The organism is Halobacterium sp. DL1 (assembly GCA_000230955.3).
Taxonomy (GTDB): Archaea; Halobacteriota; Halobacteria; order Halobacteriales; family Halobacteriaceae; genus Halobacterium.
Genome location: CP007060.1, coordinates 1,006,198 through 1,019,399, shown reverse-complemented (window position 1 = coordinate 1,019,399; position 13,202 = coordinate 1,006,198). Strand labels below are relative to the sequence as shown.

The following is a 13,202-nucleotide window of genomic DNA, read 5'->3' as shown; positions in this document are numbered from 1 at the left end:
TCGCTATTGAAAATGCATTGCAGTAATTTGTCCGTCGCACCACTACGACTACCTAAAGCCTCTCACTACGACCACCCGAAGCCTCTTATGAACCAGCGCCTTACCGACCCGTGATGACCGAGACCGTTGAGGACGCCGAGTTGCCCTACGAGGAGAGCGCCTCACAGCAGGAGAAGATCGAGGCACTCGAGGAGCGGCTCTCGGACCTCGAAGACGACAACGAGGAGATGCGAGACCGGCTCCTCGACGCCAACGCCGAGAACAACAAGTACCAGCAGAAACTCGAGCGACTCACCCACGAGAACAAGAAGCTCAAGCAGTCGCCGCTGTTCGTCGCCACCGTCCAGGAGCTCAACGACGAGGGCGTCGTGATCAAACAGCACGGCAACAACCAGGAGGCGCTCACCGAGGTCACCGACTCGCTCCGCGAGGAGCTCGAACCGGGCGCCCGCGTCGCGGTCAACAACTCGCTGTCCGTCGTCGAACGCCTCGACGACGAGGCCGACGTCCGCGCCCGCGTGATGGAGGTCGAGCAGTCCCCCGACGTCGGCTACGAGGACGTCGGCGGCCTCGACGAACAGCTCCGGGAGGTCCGCGAGACGGTCGAACTGCCGATGCGCGACCCCGAGCTGTTCGAGACGGTCGGCATCGACCCGCCGAGCGGCGTCCTGCTCCACGGCCCGCCCGGCACCGGGAAGACGCTGATGGCGAAGGCCGTCGCCGCCCAGACGGACGCGACGTTCATCAAGATGGCCGGCAGCGAGCTCGTCCACAAGTTCATCGGCGAGGGCGCGAAGCTCGTCCGCGACCTGTTCCAGGTCGCCCGCGACCACGAGCCGGCCGTCGTCTTCATCGACGAGATCGACGCCATCGCGTCGAAGCGCACGGACTCCAAGACGAGCGGCGACGCGGAGGTCCAGCGCACGATGATGCAGCTCCTCAGCGAGATGGACGGCTTCGACGAGCGCGGCGACATCCGCATCATCGCCGCCACCAACCGCTTCGACATGCTCGACCGCGCCATCCTCCGCCCGGGCCGCTTCGACCGCCTCATCGAGGTGCCGAACCCGGACGTCGAGGGCCGCGAGAAGATTTTCCGCATCCACACCCGCGAGATGAACGTCGCCGACGACGTCGACTTCGCGGCGCTCGCCGCGGACACCGACGACCTCTCGGGCGCGGACGTCAAGGCCATCTGCACGGAGGCCGGGATGTTCGCCATCCGCGACGACCGCCAGCAGATCACGATGGCGGACTTCCGGAACGCCCGCGACAAACTCGAGCAGGACACCGAGGCGACGACCGCCGAGCCGTCCCGGACGTACGCGTAACTCGCCCCAGCGGTCTCAGCTTCTCTCCGGTCTCTTCCGTCCTCCCAGCGCCGCCAAAACCGCCTCGACGGGGTGTCGCGGTCGACCCGCGTCGCCGCGGTCCCCTAACTGCGTCCGACAGGACGTGCCCGGCGCGACCACGGTGTCGCCGTCGCTCGCCCCGACCTTCTCCACGAGGTCGTCGGCGATGGCCTGCGAGAGGTCGTAATGTTCGGCTTCGTAGCCGAAGCTCCCGGCCATCCCGCAGCACGTCGAATCTACTGGGTCGACCGAGTAGCCAGCGCGTCGCAGCACGCCCACCGCGTGGTGGTCCGTCCCGATGGCCTTCTGGTTGCAGTGGCCGTGGTAGGCCAGGGACTCCTGGGACGCCCCGAAGTCGAGACGTTCGTCCGCGCGCTCGCGGTCGAGATACTCCATGACGCCCCGGGTGGCGCCCGCCACGGTGTCGACAGCCGCTCCGTCCAGGAGGTCGCTGTACTCGTCCTGCACCATCACGGCGTCTGCCGGTTCCACGAACACTGGCGTCCAGCCGTCCTCGATAGTGGGCGCGAGGGCGTCGACGTTCGCTCCGGCGCGGTCTTTCGCGCGGTCCAGGAAGCCCAGTGAGTACGCCGGACGTCCGGACGGTCGGGCGTCGGCAACGTCGACGCGGACGTCCGCGGCTTCCAGCACGCGCACCGCGGCTTTCCCGACCTCGGGGTGGGTGTACTCGGTGAACGTGTCGGGGACCAGCAGGACGCGGTCTGCGGGGTCGGCCGGTGGCCCGACGTCCCGGGCGTCGAACCAGTCGGTGAACGTCGTCCGCTGGAACGTCGGCAGGTCGCGCTCCGGCGCGATGCCGAGCGCCCGGTCGGCGACCCAGTCCGTGCCCGGGAGTGCCGTCGCCCAGTTCGAGAGTGGCGCGAACCGACTCCCCCACGCGGAGAGCCGGTGGACGTCGGCGAACAGGCGCTCGCGGAGACCGGAGCCCTCGCGCTCGTGGTACTGGTGTTTGGCCTCGGCCTTCAACTTCGCGAGGTCGACGCCCGTCGGGCAGTCGCTCGCACAGCCCTTGCAGCCGACGCAGAGGTCCAGCACCTCCTCCTGGAACCGCTCGGTGTACAGTTCGTCCTCCGGGAGGTCACCGGAGATGGCGGCCCGCAGGAGGTTCGCCCGCCCCCGGGTGGTCTCCATCTCGTCGCGGGACGCGCGGTACGTCGGGCACATCACGTCCGAGTCGGTCTGCCGGCACGTCCCGCAGCCGTTGCAGAGTTCGACGAGGTGAGCGAACCCGCCGTCGTCGTCGAAGTCGAGTTCGGTCTGCGGTTCGACGGACTGGTAGTCTTGGCCGTAGCGGAGTCGCTCGCGGACGTCCGCCGGTTCGCCCTCGCGGAGGCTTTCGGCGTCGGCCACGTCGCCTTTGTCGCGGTAGACGACCTTCCCCGGGTTCAGCAGCCACTGCGGGTCGAAGGCCGACTTGAGTTCCTTGAACGCGGCCCAGAGCGCCGGACCGTACATCTTCGGGTTGAACTCGGTGCGCGCGAGGCCGTCGCCGTGCTCGCCGGAGAACGCGCCGCCGTGGTCGAGCACGAGGTCGGTGACGACCTCGGTGATGGCGCGCATCGTCTCCACACTCTCGCCGTCCTTGAGATTCAGAATCGGGCGGACGTGGAGGGTCCCGGCCCCGGCGTGCGCGAAGTAGGCCGCCGAGGTGCCGTGGTCCTCGAGCACCGCCTGGAACTCCCGGACGTACTCTGCGAGTTCGGCGGGCGGGACGGAGGCGTCCTCGATGAACGGGTAGGGCTTGGGGTCGCCCTCAAGGCTCATCAGCAGCGGGATGGCGGCCTTCCGGAGTTTCCACAGGTCGGCCTGTCTGTCCGAGTCGAAGGCCTCCAGCGCGTCGAAGGCGGCGCCGTCGTCGACGAACTCGCGGGTGGCCGCGTCGACGGCGACCCGGAGGTCTGGCTGGACCTCCGAGTCGAACTCCACCATCAGCGCGGCCGTGCAGTCGTCGGGTATCGGCTCGGCGTAGGCGGCGTACTCCGCGGAGTCGGCGGCGAGGCGGAACACCTCGTCGTCCATCAGTTCGACGGCGCTCGGGTCGTGGTCGAGGGCGACCGGGACGGCCTCCATCGCGCTCACGAGGTCGGGGAAGCAGTAGAGCGCCACCGCCGTCTCGTCCGGGACGCTGACGAGGTCGAGTGTCGCCTCCACGACGACGCCGAGCGTCCCCTCGGCGCCGACGAGGAGTTTCGCGAGGTTGATTGCGCGCTCGCCGTCGTCGGTCTCGTAGACGACCTTCTGGAGGTTGTAGCCGGAGACGCAGCGCTTCAGTTCGGGGTAGCGGTCGGCTATCTCCGATTCGTTCTCCTCGACGAGGCGGCGGACCGTGCGGTAGATGTCGGCCTCTCGGTCCTCCTTTTCCACGATGGCGTCCCACTCCGGCGAGTCGAGGACGACCTCGCGAGCGTGGAGCCTGGAGGCGTCGGCGAGCACCACGTCGAGTTCCTCGACGTAGGCGTCGGTGATGCCGTAGCGGACGGAGTGGGCGCCCGTGGAGTTGTTCCCGATGCCGCCGCCGATTGTCGCGCGGTTCGAGGAGGCCGGGTCGGGCGCGAACTTGAGGCCGTGGTCGGCAAGGTGGGCGTCCAGGTCGTCCTGCACGACGCCCGGCTGGACGGTCGCTCGCTGCGACCCGAGGTCCACGTCGACGATGCTGTCCATGTACTTGCTCGTGTCCACGACCACGCAGCCGGGGCCGACCGCCTGCCCGGCGAGCGACGACCCGGCACCCCGGGGGAGCACCGGCACGTCGTGCCCGGCGGCGACGCGGACAGTGCGCTGGACGTCCTCGGCGTGCCTCGGTAGCACGACGCCGGCGGGACGCGCGCCGTAGATGCTGCCGTCCGTCGCGTACAGCACCTGGGCGTACTCGTCGAATCGCACTTCGCCGTCCACCGTGTCTCGGAGTTCGGCGGCGAGGTCGGCGTACTCCGCCGCGTCCGGGTGGGCGTGTCCGCGGGCGTCCCGGAACGCCCCGTAGTCGCTGAGGTCGGTGTCGTCCGTGGCCACAACCTGTTGTGCTACGCGCTCCTGATTGTTAATGTCTGCCAAACCACGGGTCGCGAACATAGTGTCACGATGGGGCAAAGCGGCGAAGCGGAGTCGAGTTCCGGAGTCCGCGGGCGGGGAGAGCGGGCAGTCGATACGGGAGCTAGTTGACGAGGTACACGTACTCGAACGCCCCGGACTCGTTGACGGCGACACCGCTCTCCAGGAGTCCCGGGTTCAGGGTGACGTTCCGCTCGAAGGTAGCGCCGTCCATCGTGGCCTCGATCTGGTAGGTCGTCCCCTGGCCAGTGAGGGTCGTAACCTGTCGTTCGGTTCCCGGGGCTATCGTGACGGCGTCGTCGTAGACCACTTCGGACCCGTTACTGACGACGAGATGGACGCTGTGACTCGCGTCGTCCTCGTTCTCCAGCGAGAACGGGACGCACTCCGCCTGCGGAACAGTGGTCTGCGAGGTCGTCGGCGTCGCTGTGGTCGTCGTCGTGGTCGCCGTCTGGCCGCCAGCCGTGCACCCCGCGAAGGCGAGGAGGGCCGCGACGACGAGCACTTGGAGGGCTTGCCGAGACATGCACGCTACCGTACCTGTAGGAGTGGTATATGTTTTCAGGCCTGGTCCGGGGTCGACCCTGAGACACGCAGTTCGGCGTGTCCATCCCCTCCGACCAGGGAGACCGGGAGAGACGCGGTTACAGGAACCGGAAGATGCCGTACGGAACGAGGAACAGCAGAACTGTCATCGCCAGCAGGACGAGGCCGTAGCTGAGGAACGTGGCGAGTGCGGTCGACCAGGAGGGGTGGTCGAACTCGTCGCGGGCAGCGCTCATACTGAATCGTTCCGGGCGACCGACGTAAATGTTGCCATCAGGTGGCTCTCGTCAGTCGACGATGTCGCCGATGCGGCGGGGTTCGCCCGACAGCGAGGGGTTCTTCTCGACCAGTTTGAGCACCTCGTGGTCCGTGACGTCGTGGTAGTTCTTCTGGGTGGCGTCCTCGATGAGTTCCTTCTCCATGTGGAACTCCGTGCCGTCGTAGACGACGTCTACGCCGTCGTCCTCGAACGAGAGGGTCGTCATGGCGTACGCTATCGGGCGGGTGGACAAAAGTCCGCCGTCCGGCGGGCGGCCCGGCGTCTGACGGCCGGCTTGCGTTCTCGCGGGGTTTATTGCCGTGCGGGAACTCGGGGCGCGTGTGCTCGGCACGAACCCCATCGACGAACTCGTCGTCCCCGACGGCACGACCGTCGAGGAACACGACCTGGTCACCGACGGCGACGTGCTCGTCGGCGGCCAGTCCGCGGTGGAACTCGGGGTTCGCGGCCGGAACGTCGTCGCGGGCGAGCGTGTCTCAGTCGACGGCGACATCGAGGCGGAGGCGGACTGTCGACTCGACATGTGGTGCGAGGTCGACGGCAACGTCCTCGCCGGTCAGGACGCCTACCTCGGCGAGCGCGCCCACATCACGGGCCGCCTCGTCGTCGGCGGCGACCTCGACATCGGCGACGACGTCGACATCGAGGAGGGGTTCGAGGCCTCGGGGTGGATCGTCATCCGGAACCCGATGCCGACGATCACGTTCTTCGTGATGTACCTCACCCACCTGCTCCGGCTCGGCGAGGAGGAGCAGGCCCAGGAACTGGTCGACGAACTCGCCACCGACGGCGACCTCGACCCGCTGCGCATCCCCCGCTCGGCGAGCGTCTCCGACGACGCGTGGCGCGTCTCGACGCCCGCCACCATCGGCGACGACTGCCGGCTCCACGGCAACATCCGCGCGACCGCCATCGACGTCGGCCGCGACAACAACATCTTCGGGAGCCTGCGCGCCCAGGACGAGGTGGTCGTCGGCTCCGGCACGAAGATCCACGGCGACGTGACCACCCGCGAGGGCGACGTCCGCGTCGAGGACGGCGCCGTCGTCCTCGGCGACGTCTCCGGCCACGACGTCGAGATTCACGAGGGTGCGGAGGTCGACGGCGTCATCCGCGCGACCGGTGAGATGCGCCTCGGCAGCGGCGCCGACCGCGACGCCGAATAATTTTAGTCCCTTCTCCGTTCAGTCTACAGCATGCCCGATTCGCCCTCCAGCGAAGCGCACGGCGACGTAGCACCGACCGCGACCCCGGAGACGCCGCTAGGCGTGGGACTGACGCTGTGGCGGGAGAGCCTCGTCGCGACCGTCGGCCTCCTCTCGCTGCTCGCGGGCACCTACGGCTGGCTCACCGTCCTCGGCGGCGCGCTCAGTGGCTGGGGGTACACGCCGCTGAACCTCCTCCTCGACCTCGGGTGGGTCGTCCTCGGCGTCTTCCTGCTGGTCGGCGCGGTCGGCAGTGCGGTCCGGCGCGTCACCCGCTTCTGAGAGCCGTCTCCGTCAGTCGTCGGCTCCCGAGGCGTCGCCCCGGCGGTCGTCCGGTCGGCCGCTCTCCACGTCCTCGTCTTCGACCGCGTCGTCGAGCGGGTCCTCCAGTTCCCCCATCACCGCTTCGAAGGCGTCCGTCGCGGTCAGGAGGCCGACCACGTTCCCCTCCGAGAACACCAGCGCGAGCTCCTGGTGTTCGACCTGGAACTGGTCGACGGCGTCGCTGACCGTCGCGTCCGCGGTGACGGTCATCGGCGGCACGGCGACGTCCGCGAACGATAGCTCGCCGGCGCGGAGCTCCTCGAGGTGTTCGACGACGGCGGGGACGTAGACGATGCCCTCGAACTCCTCGGGCGTCTCCCCGACGAGCGGGTAGCGCGTGTACTGGGCCGACTCCAGTCGGTCCACGTTCTCCGCTACCGAGTCCGTCGTCGAGAGGAACACGACGTCGTCGACGTCGACCATCACCTCGTCGACGGTCGTGGTGCCGGCCTCCAGCGCGCTGATGACCTCGTCGAGGCGCTCGTCGCTGAGTTCGCCCTCCTCGAGGACGTCCTCGACGCGGCTGTGGAGCTGGGCGCGCGTCTCGATGACGTCCTCCTCGGTCTCCAGCCACGCGCCAGTCATCTCGACGCCGAACAGCCGCAGCGTCCCCTTCGCCACGTAGTCGCCGAGCGTGATGATGGGCGAGATGGCCCAGTTGAACCAGTAGAGCGGGGCCGCGCCGTATCTGCAGACCATTCGCGAGCGCTCAACGCCGAGGTACGTCGGCGTCTGCTCGCCGTGCGTGAGGTGGACGAGGTTGATGACGAGGAACGCGATGAGCGCGCCGGCGCCGACCGACGCGAGCCACGTCTCCGCGAACAGTGGTTCGAACAGCGCGGCCAGCGCGGGCTCCGCGACGATGCCGACCGCGATGCTGGAGGCCGTGATGCCGACCTGGCAGGTCGTCAGGTAGATCTCGAGGCTCTGGGTCATCTCCCAGGCCCGCTCCAGGGCGGCGTTCCCGTCGACGAACTCCGACTCCGTGAACTGTCTGGCCCGCGTCAGCGCGAACTCGATTGCGACGAAGAAACCGTTGGTCAAGATGAGACCGACACCCGCGAGCAGACGCGCCGTGAGCTCGACAGTGTTCATCGTCTCGACGTTGACACAGCGTCTGGAAACGTCTTTTGGCGACCCTCGGTCGGCGGGAGTCGGCCAACCGAAAGCCATTCTTCCGCGGTGGCGCTATCGGTTGGTATGCTCTCTATCGCGCTTGCCGGGAAGCCAAACGCCGGCAAGTCCACGTTCTACACCGCGGCGACTCGCTCGGAGGTGGACATCGCGAACTACCCGTTCACCACGATCGACGCGAACCGCGGCGTCACCCACGCCCGCACGGAGTGCCCGTGTCTCACCCGCGAGGAGCGCTGCGGGCACGAGCACTGCCACGACGGGAAGCGCTACGTTCCCGTTGAACTGCTGGACGTGGCTGGACTCGTGCCGGGAGCTCACGAGGGCCGCGGCCTCGGCAACCAGTTCCTCGACGAACTCACGAACGCGGACGTCATCGTGAACGTCGTGGACGCGGCGGGCGCGACGAACGCCGAGGGCGAACCCGTCGAACCAGGGAGCCACGACCCCGTCGAGGACATCGACTTCGTGGAGACAGAGATGGACCTCTGGCTGGCGGGCATCATCGCGGACAACTGGGAGAGCGTCGAGCGCCAGTCCCGCTCACCGGGCTTCGACATCGAGGAGGCCGTCACCGAGATGATGACGGGGTTCGGCGCGAGCGAACACGAGGTTGCGGCCGTCCTCCGCGAGGTGGACTACCCCGACGACCCGATGCAGTGGACCGACGAGAACCGCGAGGCGCTGGCCCGTGGCGTCCGCGAGCGCACGAAACCCATCGTCGTCGTGGCGAACAAGATAGACCTCGCTCCCGAGGAGAACGTCCAGCGACTGCTGGACCTCGACAAGCCCGTGATTCCGGCGACGGCCCAGGGCGAACTCGCGCTCCGCCGCGGCGCCGACGCGGGCGTGGTCGACTACGACCCCGGCGACGAGACGTTCGACATCACGGGCGACGTGAGCGACGAGCAGCGGGAGACCCTCGAAGAGCTCCGCGAGACGATGGCCGAGTACGGCGGCACCGGCGTCCAGCAGGGCCTGGACTACGCGGTCTACGACCTGCTCGGGATGGTGACGGCGTTCCCCGTCCAGGACCAGTCGAAGTGGACCGACGGGACGGGCACCGTCCTGCCGGACGCCTTCCTCCTCGACTCCGGGTCGACGCCCGTGGACCTCGCGTACGCCGTCCACTCGGACATCGGCGACGGCTACCTCCACGCGGTGAACGCGAAGACGAACCGGGAGGTCGGCGAGAGCTACGAACTCGAAGAGGGCGACGTGGTGAAGATCGTCTCGACGGCGAAGTAGGCGCTCTACTCGTCTGCGTCCGGCTCGCCCCCTGGCGCCGGCTCACTCCCGGCATCCGACTCGCTCGTGAGCATCTCTCTGGCGGCGTCCTCGGACATCTCCTCGCGGTCCTCGCCGACGAACGCGTCGACCTGCCAGTCCTCGTCCGGAATCTCCGCTTCCACCTCCAGTTCGAGCACCGCCGTCTCGCCGAGGACGCTCGCCACGCCCACCATCGTGCTCGCGGGGTAGTGTGGCGCCTCGAAGAACTCCGCGCGAACCTCGTGGATGGTCCCCTGGGACGCCCGGTCGAGGCTATCGGCCTCCACGTACCAGCGCATCGTCACCACGTCGTCGAACGTGCCGCCGACGTCCGAGAGCACGCGCCCCACGAAGTCGAGGACGTCGCGGACCTGCGCCTCGAAACCAGACTCCCGGGAGGCGACCCCGGAGAGGCAGACGCGCGTGTACCCGTCGTGCTCGGTCGCGACGCCGACGGAGTGGACGGCGTGGTCGAGTTCCGCGGAGTCGACGGTGCCGGCACCGGGGCCGAGCAGAGTCTTGCGCATAGGAGAGATTCCCGACGAGAGCCGGAAAAGCCTTCGACGGTCAGCGCGCCACGAAGACGCCGACGTCCCTAGTCACGCGCATCGCGTCGTCGCCGACGCGCTCGCGGAACGCGCGGCCCAGTTCGTGAGCGTCCGACGGTTCGTACCCCGGTAGCGAGAGCGCGTAGGCGACCAGTGGTTCGGGGGCAGTGACCCTGAGTTCGTCGTCGAAGCGACGCAGTTCCACGTCGTCGAACGCCCCTCGAAACTGGTCGCCGCCGTTCTCCAGGGAGAACGCCAGCGTGTCCGGCAGCTCCCCGAACTCGCCGGCGACGCCGAACAGTTCCCGGAGATTCGCTTCGCCGTTCGTCGACGCGTAACAGACGCCGCCAGGTCGCAAGACGCGCCGGGTCTCGGCGAGCGCGGTCTCCCGGTCGGCGTCGTCGAGGTGGGAGAGGACGTGGTTGGCGGTGACGGCGTCGAAGGAGTCCTCGGGGTAGGGAATATCGCAGGCGTCCACGACGTCGAAGTGGAACTCGCGGTCGACCTCCTCCAGGGTCTCCATCGCGTCGAACACCATCCCCTGGAAGGCGTCGGTGACGGTGACGTCCCAGCCAGCGGGGATGCGGTCGGCGTTGGTCGCCCAGAGGACGCCCTGGCCGGCGCCGAGTGAGAGCACGTCCGCATCGGCGGGGAGGTCGAACTGGTCGAACAGCCACTCGTGGCGGGACTGCTCGGCCGTCGAGAAGCGGGCGTGTACCACCTGCCGGGCGGCGAGATTCGACGAGTCCTCGTACTGGTCGGCGAGGGCGTCGTCCTCCAGCCAGTCGGTCATGGCGGGAGCGTGGCACTACACTCCCTTGAGCGCACCGTCTACGCGCCGTCCGCGTGGTCACGCACCGCGTACCGGAGGCGCGCGCCGACGCCCCCACCGAGGGCGGCACAGAGCCCCGGCACGGGCGAGAACGCGACTGCAGCGAGGTAGAGCAGCACACCGAAGTTGTAGCGCGAGCCGTAGATGTCGTTGGCCGCGCCGACCCCGCCGAACCCGAAGGAGACGACGGTGACCGCGACCGCGAACCCGAGGGTGCCGGCGGCGAACGCGTCGAGGAACTCGGACTGGAACGACCGACTCGCCGCGCCCGTCAGCACGCCCGCTATCAGGAGTGCGACCGCGACGCGCTCCGGCGTTCCGGCACCGACGATTGCGAGCGTGACGGCCGTCGCGGCGACGACGCTGCCGCCGAGGACTGCCAGCCGTTCATGCGCAGACAGACTCCCGACCGCACTTAAATCTCAGGCGAGCGGCTGGAACCAGACCGCGGCGACGAGCACCGCGAGGAAGACGTAGCAGCCCCGAACGAGCAGCATGGTGGCTATCTCCGGGTCGGCGCGGGCGGCGAACGCGGCGACGGCGCCGAATGCGGCGACGGCGGCGACGGCGCTCGGCGGGAAGACGGCGAACGCGACGAACGCGACGACGCCGACCATCGCGGCGCCCATCAGCGCGAACGCGACCCGGCGGGCGCCCTGTTCGCCGAGCACGACGGCGACGGTGTGTTTCCCGATGGAGCGGTCGTAGTCGTAGTCCTGGGAGTCGTCGACGACCTTTACGCCGGCCAGCAGGACGAGCAGGACGGCGGCGAACGCGAGTGGTCGCACTCCGAGCGCCCCTGTCTGGACGTAGTAGCCCCCGAGCAGCGAGAACGCGATGCCCAGCGGGTAGCCCGTCGTCGTCGTGACTGGGTTCGTATCTAGTTGCGGGGCGTGGTGGTAGGCGATGAGCCAAGGCGGCAGGACGAGTAGGAGTGCGCCCGCGCCGACGGCCCACCACAGCGCCGCCGCGCACGCGAAGAAGGCCGCGCTGGCGCCGCGGATGGCGGTGAGACAGCCCCGCTCCGTGAGCGGGTGGTCGTCGTCCTCCCCGCGGACGTGGAAGTCCACCAGTCCGTCCTTGACGTGCGCGGTGTACACTGCGAAGAACATCGCGGCGAGGTGGACGGCCGCGACGTCGAGGGTGAACTCGCCGGCGAGCACCGCGCCGAACCCCGACGCCGCGAGCGGTGGGAGCATGAACACGGGGTGAACCTGGGAAGCGAGCGCGGCAGCGTCGCCGCGCCACCCCCCGCTGTGCCGTGCGAGGTGCATACACGTACCGTTGGGCTGGCGACCGGATAACTGTCAGGGCCGGGTACGGTCTTTCTCGCCGGTCGCCGAGCAGAGAAAACAGGGGAGACAGTCGAACGGGCGTCGTCTACACTCGAGGTCGTCGACGAATCTGACCCGCCGCCGGGCTACGTCACAGCCGCCGTCGCTTCGCGCATCGCGTCGAGTGCGTCCCGGATTTCGGCCATGTCCGTCGCGTAGGAGATGCGGACGTACCCCTCGCCCTCGTCGCCGAACGCACTGCCGGGGACGACGACGACGCCGCGGTCGAGCACCTCGTCCACCCAGCCGTCGGGGACCTTTGGCATCGCATAGAACGCACCGTGGGGCGTCGGTACCTCCAGGCCCATCTCCTCGAGGCCGTCGAGGAGCACGTCGCGGCGCTCCTGGAACGACGCGACCATCTCGTCGACGACGCCCTGCGGGCCCGAGAGCGCGGCCTCCGCTGCGTACTGGGCCGGCGCGCTGGCACAGGCCTGGGCGTACTGGTGGACGCGCAGCATCCGCTCCGCGCGGCGCTCGCTGGCGGCGATCCAGCCCAGTCGCCACCCGGTCATCGAGTACGTCTTCGAGCAGGCGTTGACGACGACCACGTTGTCGGTCTCCGCGAACTCGATCGGGGAGCGGTGCTCGCCCTCGAAAACGATGTGCTCGTACACCTCGTCGCTGATGCAGAGCACGTCGTGTTCGTCGGCGATGCGCGCGAACTCCCGCATGTCGTTGGGCGTCTGCACCGCGCCGGTCGGATTCGACGGGCTGTTGACGATGAACGCCGCCGTGTCGTCGGTGATGCGCTCCTCCACGGTGGCCGGGTCGAGAGTCAGGTCGTCGCGCAGCGGGAGCCCCACTGGTTCGCCGCCAGCGATGCGGGTGAGCGCGTCGTAGGAGACGAAGCCGGGGTCCGGGAACAGCACCTCCTCACCGGGGTCGACGTGGGCTTCGAGCGCGATGTGGAGCGCCTCGCTCCCTCCCGCAGTGGCGATGACGCCCTCTGGAGCCACGTCGACCCCCTGGTCGCGCGCGTGCTTCTCGACGATAGCGTCGACGAGTTCGGGCGTCCCGCGGTTCGACGTGTAGCCGTCGGCTTTCCCGGACTCGATGGCGTCCACGGCCGCCTGTCGCGCGTGCTCTGGTGTCGGGAAGTCCGGCTGTCCCAGACCGAGGTTGATGGCGTCCTCACCCGCCGCCTCGAACACTTCCCGGATGCCGCTGATGGATACCTGCTCTACCCGCGCCGAGAACTCTGACATACCTCAACGGGCAACGCGGGTCCTGATAACTCTTGGCGAACCGGGTCGAGCAGAACGACCAACCAGCGGTCGAGCATCCGCGACCCGAGCGGGTCGAAGAC

14 protein-coding genes are annotated in these 13,202 nt (G+C 68.7%); 4 read left to right on the top strand and 10 right to left on the bottom strand.

The genetic code is table 11. From position 1 onward, the window contains the following. Positions 1-113 precede the first annotated feature (113 nt). Positions 114-1,331, top strand: coding sequence for a peptidase (locus tag HALDL1_06720; GenBank protein ID AHG03323.1), 1,218 nt, complete (start codon positions 114-116; stop codon positions 1,329-1,331). Positions 1,332-1,346: 15 nt separating this feature from the next. Here HALDL1_06720 and HALDL1_06715 read toward each other — a convergent pair whose 3' ends face one another. The 4 genes from HALDL1_06715 to HALDL1_06700 all read right to left on the bottom strand — a co-directional run bounded on the left by HALDL1_06715 (position 1,347) and on the right by HALDL1_06700 (position 5,452). Further along, positions 1,347-4,382 carry an FAD-dependent oxidoreductase gene (locus HALDL1_06715; protein AHG03322.1) on the bottom strand — a complete coding sequence of 1,012 codons (3,036 nt, stop codon included), beginning with the start codon at positions 4,380-4,382 and terminating at the stop codon, positions 1,347-1,349. Between the two features lie 142 nt (positions 4,383-4,524). Continuing rightward, positions 4,525-4,926, bottom strand: a complete 402-nt coding sequence (locus HALDL1_06710) for a hypothetical protein (protein ID AHG05214.1) — start codon at positions 4,924-4,926, stop codon at positions 4,525-4,527. Positions 4,927-5,065: 139 nt separating this feature from the next. Continuing rightward, on the bottom strand, positions 5,066-5,203 hold the full coding sequence (locus HALDL1_06705; protein AHG03321.1) for a hypothetical protein: 138 nt from the start codon (positions 5,201-5,203) through the stop codon (positions 5,066-5,068). Positions 5,204-5,254: 51 nt separating this feature from the next. Next, positions 5,255-5,452, bottom strand: a complete 198-nt coding sequence (locus HALDL1_06700; protein ID AHG03320.1) for a hypothetical protein — start codon at positions 5,450-5,452, stop codon at positions 5,255-5,257. A 115-nt stretch (positions 5,453-5,567) separates the two neighbouring features. Between HALDL1_06700 and HALDL1_06695 the strand changes: the two genes are divergently transcribed. Together HALDL1_06695 and HALDL1_06690 are read left to right on the top strand one after the other, a co-directional pair. After that, on the top strand, positions 5,568-6,413 hold the full coding sequence (locus HALDL1_06695) for an acyltransferase (protein ID AHG03319.1): 846 nt from the start codon (positions 5,568-5,570) through the stop codon (positions 6,411-6,413). A 30-nt stretch (positions 6,414-6,443) separates the two neighbouring features. Continuing rightward, complete coding sequence (locus tag HALDL1_06690) at positions 6,444-6,734, top strand: hypothetical protein (GenBank protein AHG05213.1); 291 nt, start codon at positions 6,444-6,446, stop codon at positions 6,732-6,734. Positions 6,735-6,746: 12 nt separating this feature from the next. Here the strand turns inward: HALDL1_06690 and HALDL1_06685 are convergent, their stop codons facing one another. Beyond that, on the bottom strand, positions 6,747-7,871 hold the full coding sequence (locus HALDL1_06685) for an inosine monophosphate dehydrogenase (protein AHG03318.1): 1,125 nt from the start codon (positions 7,869-7,871) through the stop codon (positions 6,747-6,749). 105 nt (positions 7,872-7,976) lie between these two features. Here HALDL1_06685 and ychF point away from each other — a divergent pair, with 105 nt between their 5' ends. After that, entirely contained in the window at positions 7,977-9,158 is a 1,182-nt protein-coding gene (gene ychF, locus HALDL1_06680; GenBank protein AHG03317.1) for a translation-associated GTPase, read from the top strand. Between the two features lie 5 nt (positions 9,159-9,163). Here the strand turns inward: ychF and HALDL1_06675 are convergent, their stop codons facing one another. From HALDL1_06675 to HALDL1_06655, 5 genes are all read right to left on the bottom strand, one after another. Continuing rightward, positions 9,164-9,706: an endoribonuclease gene (locus HALDL1_06675; protein AHG03316.1), complete on the bottom strand. Its 543-nt coding sequence runs from the start codon at positions 9,704-9,706 to the stop codon at positions 9,164-9,166. A gap of 40 nt (positions 9,707-9,746) precedes the next feature. Further along, positions 9,747-10,520, bottom strand: coding sequence for a MerR family transcriptional regulator (locus HALDL1_06670; GenBank protein AHG03315.1), 774 nt, complete (start codon positions 10,518-10,520; stop codon positions 9,747-9,749). A gap of 38 nt (positions 10,521-10,558) precedes the next feature. Further along, on the bottom strand, positions 10,559-10,837 hold the full coding sequence (locus tag HALDL1_06665; GenBank protein ID AHG05212.1) for a hypothetical protein: 279 nt from the start codon (positions 10,835-10,837) through the stop codon (positions 10,559-10,561). A 144-nt stretch (positions 10,838-10,981) separates the two neighbouring features. Further along, positions 10,982-11,833, bottom strand: coding sequence for a ubiquinone biosynthesis protein UbiA (locus HALDL1_06660; protein AHG03314.1), 852 nt, complete (start codon positions 11,831-11,833; stop codon positions 10,982-10,984). A 146-nt stretch (positions 11,834-11,979) separates the two neighbouring features. After that, the gene (locus HALDL1_06655; protein ID AHG03313.1) at positions 11,980-13,101 is read right to left on the bottom strand and encodes an aspartate aminotransferase; all 1,122 of its coding nucleotides are present in this window, start codon (positions 13,099-13,101) and stop codon (positions 11,980-11,982) included. Positions 13,102-13,202 lie beyond the last annotated feature (101 nt).